Consider the following 2454-nt stretch of genomic DNA (forward strand, 5'->3'; position numbering starts at 1 on the left):
GTAAGCGTCGTCTCAGCACCGTCTGGCAGATCCTGAAATTCCTGAGAGGATAATGGACACCAAATATGGTGGACGCTATCCATGAAATCATTAACCGCAGTGCGTAAAAAAAGCCCTAATTATCCCGTTGAGTTCAAAATCAAAATGGTTGAACTCTCGCATCGACCAGAGATCTCCGTAGCGCAACTCGCTCGTGAGCATGGGATCAACGATAATTTGCTGTTCAAGTGGCGCCAGTACTGGCGCGAAGGAAAACTACGTCCTCCTTCAACAACAGAAAACAACGTGCCTGAGCTGCTCCCGATAACACTTGATGCCGAAGATGTTGTCCCTGCAACCTCCCCCCGGTCACAACCTGTAGCTGCTGCGGCACCTGAATCACTCAATATCAGCTGTGAAGTGACGTTCCGGCACGGATCACTCCGTCTGAATGGTGCCATCAGCGAAAATATCCTGAACCTGCTGATACGGGAGCTCAAACGTTGATCCCATTACCATCAGGGACAAAGATCTGGCTGGTCGCTGGCATCACCGATATGAGAAACGGCTTCAACGGCCTGGCGGCAAAGGTGCAGACGACGCTGAAAGACGATCCGATGTCAGGTCATGTTTTTATCTTCCGTGGGCGTAATGGCAGTCAGGTAAAGCTCCTCTGGTCTACCGGCGATGGACTGTGTCTGCTGACCAAACGGCTGGAGCGCGGCCGCTTCGCCTGGCCGTCAGCCCGGGATGGCAAAGTGTTCCTCACACCGGCACAGCTGGCGATGCTCCTTGAAGGTATCGACTGGCGGCAGCCTAAAAGACTGCTTACGTCACTGACTATGTTGTAGGCCTCTTTATCCTGGTCGACGCTGAATGAGCCTGGTAATATACCCGGTATGAACAGCTTACTTCCTGACGATATCGATGAACTGAAACGTCTCCTTGCCGAACAGGAGGCGCTGAACCGTGCCCTTCTGGAAAAGCTGAACGAGCGTGAACGCGAAATAGATCACCTGCAGGCGCAACTGGATAAGCTGCGCCGGATGAACTTCGGCAGCCGCTCCGAAAAAGTCTCCCGCCGTATCGCGAAGATGGAAGCCGACCTTAAGCAGTTGCAGAAAGAAAGCGATACCCTTACCGGCCGGGTGGATGACCCGGCCGTGCAGCGCCCGCTGCGGCAGACCCGTACCCGCAAACCGTTCCCTGAATCACTTCCCCGTGACGAAAAACGGCTGCTGCCGGCAGCGTCATGCTGCCCGGAATGTGGTGGTGCGCTGAGTTACCTGGGTGAAGATGCCGCCGAACAGCTGGAGCTGATGCGCAGCGCCTTCCGGGTTATCCGGACAGTACGTGAAAAGCATGCCTGTACTCAGTGCGATGCCATCGTGCAGGCCCCCGCGCCTTCACGGCCCATCGAGCGGGGTATCGCAGGACCGGGGCTGCTGGCCCGCGTGCTGAGTTCAAAGTATGCAGAGCACACCCCGCTGTACCGCCAGTCTGAAATATACGGCCGCCAGGGTGTGGAGCTGAGCCGCTCACTGCTGTCGGGCTGGGTGGATGCGTGTTGCCGGCTACTGTCACCGCTGGAAGGGGCGCTTCAGGACTATGTGCTGACTGACGGTAAGCTCCATGCTGATGACACGCCTGTCCCGGTGCTGTTGCCAGGTAATAAGAAAACGAAGACCGGGCGGTTGTGGACGTACGTTCGTGACGACCGTAACGCCGGGTCAGAGCTGGCGCCGGCAGTGTGGTTCGCTTACAGCCCGGACAGAAAAGGTATCCACCCGCAGAGCCATCTCGCTGGCTTCAGCGGTGTTCTGCAGGCGGATGCGTACGCCGGGTTCAACGAACTGTACCGCAATGGACAGATAACGGAAGCTGCCTGCTGGGCTCATGCCCGCCGCAAGATCCACGATGTGCACGTTCGCACCCCGTCAGCGCTGACGGAGGAAGCCCTGAAACGGATCGGTGAGTTATATGCCATCGAGGCGGAAATAAGGGGGATGCCGGCGAAGCGACGCCTTGCAGAACGTCAGCAAAAAGCTAAACCGCGGCTGAAATCCCTGGAAAGCTGGCTGCGTGAAAAGGTGAAAACGCTGTCGCGACACTCAGAACTGGCGAAAGCGTTCACGTACGTACTGAACCAGTGGCCGGCGCTGGCTTACTATACTGACGACGGCTGGGCCGAGGCAGATAACAACATAGCTGAGAATGCGCTACGGATGGTCAGCCTGGGCCGCAAAAACTACCTGTTCTTCGGTTCGGATCATGGAGGAGAGCGGGGAGCGCTGCTGTACAGCCTGATCGGGACATGCAAACTGAACGGAGTGGAGCCAGAAAGCTACCTTCGCCATGTGCTTGATGTTATAGCTGACTGGCCGATAAACCGGGTCAGCGAACTACTCCCCTGGCGCGTAGCACTGCCAACTGAATAACACATCCCCGTCAATACGGTTCTCGCTGCACGCTTAC

Annotated in this window: 3 protein-coding genes; all 3 read left to right on the top strand. The window is 56.8% G+C overall.

The annotated features are described in order from the left end of the window. Positions 1–81 precede the first annotated feature (81 nt). The 3 genes from FDW88_RS18775 to FDW88_RS18785 are packed head-to-tail and all read left to right on the top strand — an operon-like array spanning position 82 to position 2417. The gene (locus FDW88_RS18775; protein WP_003031976.1) at positions 82–486 is read left to right on the top strand and encodes a transposase; all 405 of its coding nucleotides are present in this window, start codon (positions 82–84) and stop codon (positions 484–486) included. Next, entirely contained in the window at positions 483–830 is a 348-nt protein-coding gene (tnpB, locus tag FDW88_RS18780) for an IS66 family insertion sequence element accessory protein TnpB (protein WP_000612626.1), read from the top strand. The genes FDW88_RS18775 and tnpB overlap by 4 nt, the downstream gene beginning before the upstream one ends. A 48-nt stretch (positions 831–878) precedes the next feature. Beyond that, entirely contained in the window at positions 879–2417 is a 1539-nt protein-coding gene (locus FDW88_RS18785; RefSeq protein WP_004201219.1) for an IS66-like element ISKpn24 family transposase, read from the top strand. Positions 2418–2454: the final 37 nt, after the last annotated feature.

The organism is Citrobacter sp. wls829, assembly GCF_005280825.1.
In the GTDB taxonomy this organism is placed as follows: Bacteria; Pseudomonadota; Gammaproteobacteria; order Enterobacterales; family Enterobacteriaceae; genus Citrobacter; species Citrobacter gillenii.